Origin of the sequence: Streptomyces sp. NPDC001027 (genome assembly GCF_040299045.1) — a bacterium.
In the GTDB taxonomy this organism is placed as follows: Bacteria; Actinomycetota; Actinomycetes; order Streptomycetales; family Streptomycetaceae; genus Streptomyces.
The window spans coordinates 1-6,351 of the sequence record NZ_JBEPBI010000344.1; the positions used below are offsets into that span (position 1 = coordinate 1).

Annotated in this window: 5 protein-coding genes; all 5 read right to left on the minus strand. The window is 72.4% G+C overall.

Translation table 11 applies throughout. The features are described from left to right. Positions 1 to 115 precede the first annotated feature (115 nt). Positions 116 to 1,138 (minus strand): adenosyl-hopene transferase HpnH, encoded by a 1,023-nt coding sequence (gene hpnH / locus ABT300_RS40055; RefSeq protein WP_351686922.1) that lies wholly within the window; start codon positions 1,136 to 1,138, stop codon positions 116 to 118. Between the two features lie 5 nt (positions 1,139 to 1,143). Then, positions 1,144 to 1,785, minus strand: a complete 642-nt coding sequence (locus tag ABT300_RS40060; RefSeq protein ID WP_351686925.1) for a phosphorylase family protein — start codon at positions 1,783 to 1,785, stop codon at positions 1,144 to 1,146. Further along, positions 1,785 to 3,809, minus strand: a complete 2,025-nt coding sequence (shc, locus tag ABT300_RS40065) for a squalene--hopene cyclase (RefSeq protein WP_351686928.1) — start codon at positions 3,807 to 3,809, stop codon at positions 1,785 to 1,787. The genes ABT300_RS40060 and shc overlap by 1 nt, the downstream gene beginning before the upstream one ends. Positions 3,810 to 3,928: 119 nt before the next feature. Next, positions 3,929 to 4,993, minus strand: a complete 1,065-nt coding sequence (locus ABT300_RS40070) for a polyprenyl synthetase family protein (protein WP_351686935.1) — start codon at positions 4,991 to 4,993, stop codon at positions 3,929 to 3,931. A gap of 74 nt (positions 4,994 to 5,067) precedes the next feature. Beyond that, a partial coding sequence (gene hpnE, locus ABT300_RS40075; RefSeq protein ID WP_351686931.1) for a hydroxysqualene dehydroxylase HpnE occupies positions 5,068 to 6,351 on the minus strand: 1,284 nt, incomplete at its 5' end.

Consider the following 6,351-nt stretch of genomic DNA (forward strand, 5'->3'; position numbering starts at 1 on the left):
CGGGGCGTCTCCGCCCACCGCCACGGAGCCGACCTGGATCTGCCGGCTCCTGCGGCGCGACGCCACCGGCCGGGCCGGCATCTCCGGGACGCCCAGCGGGACGGCGGTCACCGCCTCACTCCCGGTTTCCGCTGACGGTCTCGCGCATCGCGCGCAGGGACTCCTTCAGCGACCCCATGGTGGCGAGGACGGCGGTCGGCTCGTAACCGCAGTGCGCCATGCAGTTGGCGCAGCGCGGGTCCTTCCCGCGGCCGTACTGGTCCCAGTCGGTCTTCTCGATGAGCTCGCGGTACGTCGGCACGTATCCGTCGCTCATCAGATAGCAGGGCTTCTGCCAGCCGAACAGCGAGTAGTTCGGGATGGCCCACGCGGTGCACGGGAAGTCGACCTTGCCCTCGAGGAAGTCGAGGAAGAGCGGCGAGTGGTTGAGCCGCCAGCGACGCCTGTTGCCGCCCGAGAACGCCTTCTTGAACAGTTCGCGGGTCTGCTCCACCCCCAGGAAGTGCTCCTGGTCGGGCGCCTTCTCGTAGGCGTAGGCGGGCGAGATCATCATCTCGTCGACCTTGAGGTCGTCGTTGAGGAAGTTGAGGACCTCGACGATGGTCTGCGGGGTGTCGGTGTTGAAGAAGGTCGAGTTGGTGGTCACGCGGAAGCCGCGCTGCTTGGCCTCCTTGATGGCCGCCACCGCCTCGTCGAAGACGCCTTCCTTCGCCACGGACTCGTCGTGCCGCTCCCGCAGACCGTCGATGTGCACGGCGAAGGCGAAGTAGGGCGAGGGCGTGAACTTGTCCATCTTCTTGCGCAGCAGCATGGCGTTGGTGCAGAGGAAGACGTACTTCCTCTTCGCGACCAGCTGTCGGACGATCTCGTCGATCTGAGGGTGCATCAGGGGCTCGCCGCCCGCGATGGACACCATCGGCGCACCGGACTCCAGCACCGCGCCGACGGCCTGGGCGACCGGCATGCGCTGTTTGAGGACTCCCGCCGGGTGCTGGATCTTGCCGCAGCCCTCGCACTTGAGGTTGCAGGCGAAGAGCGGTTCCAGCTCGACGATGAGCGGGAACTTGTCCCGCTTGCGGAGCTTTTGTTCAGCCAGGTATGTAGCGACCTTGATGGACTGGCGCAGCGGCATGGCCATGTGGCTCACCTCCGGGGGAGCAGAACATTACGGTGCCATTCGAAAAACGCAGGCAGGACGGAACGAAGGACGCGGAAAGCCGATATTCCACCGCGCACCGTGCCGATCCGGACGAGTTCATGTTCAGGAGCGTCCACGACCACCCGTACGGCCGCAACCGGGCGCGGTTCGGCGCGCACGGCGCTCAGGAGCGTGGACGCCGACTCCATGTCGACCGCGATCGCGCCCGTGGCGCGCAGGTCGGCCCGCTCGTGCCCGCGCACCACGTGGTCGGAGCCGGTGAGCGGCCCGGTGTGCACGGTGCGCCCCGGCAGGACGCGCACGAGCTCCTTGACCAGCAGGTCGGCGCCGACGCAGGGCACCCGCCCGCGCGGATCCCGGGTCTCCTCGGCGACGACGAGATCGCCGGGGTGCATGCCGGGGGCGAGACCGGCGCAGAAGCCGGTGGCCAGCACGGCAGCGCCGGCGAGCACCGGGTCGGCCAGCACCCGGGTGACGGAGCGTTCCGCCGCCCTCGGGCCCATGCCCGTGCGCAGCACGGTCACCGGCCCGTCGGCCCCGCTGCGGTCGCCCAGGCGCAGAGCGAGGTGCTCGATGCCGAGCGCGCAGGCGATCAGCAGCGGGGCCGGGGCGGGCTGTGCGCTCATCAGCTCCCCTCGGCCTCGGTGGGCGCCGCGTGCGGGGCGGGCTTCTTGCTGAAGGGCTCTCCGTGCAGGTACCGGCCCAGCGCGGTCAGCGGGAAGACCTGCCGGTAGAGGTGGTAGTTGATCGAGAAGTCCCAGGGGAAGCCCGTGCCGGTGAAGTACGGCTCGTCCCAGGAGCCGTCCTCCCGCTGTGTCGCCGCCAGCCAGGCGACGCCGCGTTCGACGGCCGTGGAGTCCCGCTCCCCCGCTGCCAGCAGCGCCATCAGCGCCCAGGCGGTCTGCGAGGCCGTCGAGGCGCCCCGGCCGCTCCAGCGGGCGGGGTCCCGGTAGGACCGCAGGTCCTCGCCCCAGCCGCCGTCGTCGTTCTGCACCCGTTCCAGCCAGGCCACCGCCCGGCGGATCGCGGGATGGCGCGGAGACAGGCCGGCCGCGGTGAGCGCGGGCACCACCGATCCGGTGCCGTAGACGTAGTTGACGCCCCAGCGCCCGAACCACGAGCCCTCCGGCTCCTGTTCGGCCAGCAGCCAGGCGATGCCGCGCCGGGTGCGCGGGTCGCGCGAGAGCCCCTCGACGGCCAGCATCTCCACCACGTGTGCGGTGACGTCGGCGGACGGCGGATCGATCACCTCGCCGAAGTCGCAGAACGGCAGCCGGTTGGGGAACGGGCTGGTGTTGTCGACGTCGAACGCGCCCCACGCGCCGTTCTTCGACTGCATCCCGAGGTTCCACCGCACACCGCGCGCGACGGCCCGGTTCATCCGCTCCGGGTCGTGGTGGGCGACCCGGCGCAGGGCGAGCACCACCTCGGCGGTGTCGTCGATGTCCGGGTAGTTGTCGTTGTGGAACTCGAACGCCCATCCGCCGGGCGGCAGTTGAGGCCGCTTCACCGACCAGTCGCCGGGGCGCACCACCTGCTCGCCGAGCATCCAGTCGGCGGCCTTGACCAGTTGCGGATGGTCGGCGGGCACTCCCGCGTCGGCCAGCGCGATGGTCGCCAGGCAGGTGTCCCACACCGGCGACTGGCAGGCCTCGATCATCCGGGCGCCGTCCTCGCGCCACACGGCGTAACGGTCGAGCGACCGCAGCCCGGCCCGCATCACGGGATGCCCGAGGTCGTAGCCGAGCAGGTGCAGGGCGATGACCGAGTACACGGCGGGCGGCTGGATCCCGCCCCAGCAGCCGTCGTTCTCCTGGCGCTCGACGATCCACCGGGCGGCGGAGTTCAGGGCCGCCTTGCGCAGCCTGCGCACCGCGACCGTCCGGTACCCGCGCACCACCTTGTCGAGCCGCTGGAAGAGACCGTCCCAACTGTTCACGGGGGCGAGGGGTCTGGGCGGAGCGGGGTTCGCGGGGTCGGTGTGCAGCTCGTCCAGCGGGAACGGCGCCGGGCGCACCGGGCGCTTCGCCGAGACGACGGTGAGCGGCACGATCGTCTGGCGGGCCCAGCAGCCGAACTTGTAGATGCTCAGCGGAAACCATTTGGGGAAGAACAAGAGCTCGGGCGGCAGTTCGGGCAGGTCCTCCCACTTCCACCAGCCGAACAGGGCCAGCCAGATCCGGGTGAAGACCCGGGCGGCCGCGATGCCCCCCTGGTCGCGGATCCAGGCGGAGGCCCGGGCCATGTGGGGCGCGTCGGGTTCGTCGCCGGCCAGCCGCAGCGCGACGTACGCCTCGACGGTGGCGGAGAGGTCGGGCGGGCCGCCGTAGAAGGTGGCCCAGGTGCCGTCCTCGCGCTGCTCGCCGCGGACGAAGAGCGCGGTGGCCCGGGTGGTCGCCTCGTCGCGGATGCCCAGGAACTGGCGCAGGAGCAGGTCCTCGGCGTCCATCGTGACGTTGGTCTCGAGGTCGCCCTTCCACCAGCCCTCGGCGTCCTGCCGGGCGAGCAGGAAGTCGGTGGCGCGTTGCGTGGCGCGTGCGGCGGCTTCTTGTACCCCGGCCGCCACGGGGATGGTGAGGGCGGTTTCGCTGGCCGCGGCAGCGCGGGGCGGCAGGGCCGCCCCGGTGCTTCCGTCGGTCGTCGCTGTCATGGCTTCCCCTTCGTGCAGTGTGCATCTCATTGCGTCTGCTGTGGGTCCGCCGTCGGCCGGTGCTCTCTCTCCTCGCACACCGGCCGGCGACTACGCGAGGGCTATTCGACCGATAGTGATCATCTCTTTCGTACGACGACGAAGTCGGCGAGCGCCGTGAACCGCTCCCGCACCGGCTCGGGCATGTCCACGGCGTTCAGGGCCTCGATGGCGACGGCGTGCTGCCGGCGCGCCTCCCCGGCGGTCCACTCACGGCCGCCGGCCTCCTCGATCAGGGCGGCCCTGGCCGCGAACTCCTCCTCGGAGAAGTTGTCGAAGTCGCTGCTCTTGGCGTCCGCGGCGAGGATCTCGCCGAGGCGCTCGGAGGCGGGGCCTCCCGCGGCGAGGGCGGCCACCACGGGCAGCGACTTCTTGCGCTGGCGCAGGTCGCTCCAGGTCTGCTTGCCGGTGGCCTCCGGGTCGCCCCAGATGCCGAGGAGGTCGTCGACGGCCTGGAAGGCGAGGCCGAGGTGGTGGCCGTACCTCTCCAGGGCGTCCGCGGTGCGCTCGTCGGCGCCGCCGAGCACCGCGCCGATGGAGCTGGCGCAGGCCAGCAGGGCGCCGGTCTTGTTGCCCTCCATCTCCAGACACTCCTCGACGCTGACCCGGTCGCGGTGTTCGTAGGAGATGTCCTGGGCCTGGCCGTCGATGAGGGCGCGGGTGGCGGTGGTCAGCCGACGCGTGGCGCGGCCCGCATCGACGGTGCCGAGTTCCAGCAGGATCTCGTTGGCGAGGGCGAACAGGGCGTCGCCGACCAGGATGGCCTGGGCGGGGCCGTGCACCTTCCAGACGGTGTCGCGGTGCCGGCGCTGCTCGTCGCCGTCCATCAGGTCGTCGTGCAGGAGCGAGAAGTTGTGGACCAGCTCCACGGCGACCGCGCCGGGGACGCCGACCTCGGGAGCGGCGCCGGCGACCTCCGCGGAGAGCACGGCGAGCGCGGGACGCACCGCCTTGCCGCCGTCGCCGTCGGTCGGGTTGCCCTGGGCGTCGATCCAGCCGAAGTGGTAGGCGGCGACCGTGTCCATGGGCGGCGCCAGACGGTCGACGGCCGCCCGCAGCACCGGTGTGGCAAGGGTGCGGCCGCGCTCCAGGAGCGCGGTCACGTCCACCGCGGTCCGCCGGGCGGCCGACGTGGCCGGGGGCACAGTGGGCACAGATTCTCCTCTTGTCGCGGTACCGGAGGGGGTGCGGGGGTGTGCCGAGCCGTGCTGATCGAACGTCACCGGGTCCCACCTCGCAGGGGCACGCCGGTCCCCTCCGGCCTTCTGCCGGGGGTGCGGGGGTCGCCCCCCGGGACGATGCAGTGGGCCGCCTCCTCGAACGAGAGGAGACGACGGGGTCGGGGCCGGCCCAGGGCGCCGAGCGCGGCGTCCGCCGCGTTCACACCGCTGCGGACCGCACTCTCCATGGTCGCGGGCCACCCGGTGGCGGTCCACGCTCCGGCCAGGTACAGGCCGGGTGCTTCGGTGCGGGCGCCGGGGCGCAGCCGCCCGACGCCGGGGGCGGGGGCGAACGTGGCGGTGCGCTCCCTGGTCACGAAGAAGTCCCTCACCTCGGCGCCGCGCGTGCCCGGCAGCAGCCGTCGCAGCTCGGGCAGATAGCGCTCGCGCAGGGCGGCGACGGGCTCGTCGATCTCGTCCTGTGCGGCGGACTGGGAGAGGGCGAGGTACTGGCCCTCGCGCAGTCCGGAGGCGTGGGTGCGGTCGAACACCCACTGCACGGACGTGCCGAGGGCCGCGAGGAAGGGCGCGTCGAGCACCTTGCGGTCGTAGACGACGTGCACGTTCAGGATGGGCGCGACGCCGATCTCGAGCAGTCGCCCGGCGTCGTGGAGGGCTCCGTCGGGCAGCAGGTCGTACGCCTCGCGCTGCGGCACGGCGAGCACGACGGCGTCGGTGCGCAGCGTCTCGCCGGGCGTCTGCACGCGCCAGGTCCCGTCGTCGTCGGGGGCGAGCGAGGTGACGCGGGCGCGGACCTCGGTGCGCACGCCCGCGGAGTCGAGCGCCTTGCGGGCCAGCCGGTCGTGCAGCTCGCCCAGCGGGACGTGCGCCCAGCCGATGTCGGCCGCGCCGGGGTCGGACAGCAGGCCGGTCTTGAACACCATCGCGGCGAGCCCCAGCGAGCAGTCGCCCGCGACCGCGTTCAGGGTGGCGACCCCGACCAGGTCCCACAGGGCCTCGACGGCGCGCGTCGACTGTCCGTGCGCGGTCAGCCAGCTGCCGAAGTCCTGGGCGTCCAGGGCCGGATCGGCGAGGTCGAGCCGCTTGAGCGCCAGCGCGGCGCGGCCCACCGCGGCGCGTTCGGCGAGCGAGAGGTGCGGATAGGCGGCGAGGCTGCGCCCCAGATGCAGGGGCACCGGCAGCGCGTCACGGCGCAGCCTGCCGAGGCGCCGCCCCTCGGGCTTGTCGACGTCGACGACGGGCACGTCGAGACGATTCTGCAGCGGCGCCAGCGCGCTGCCGCCGATGCGGTCGAGGAACCACCGGTAGGCGGTGCAGCAGCG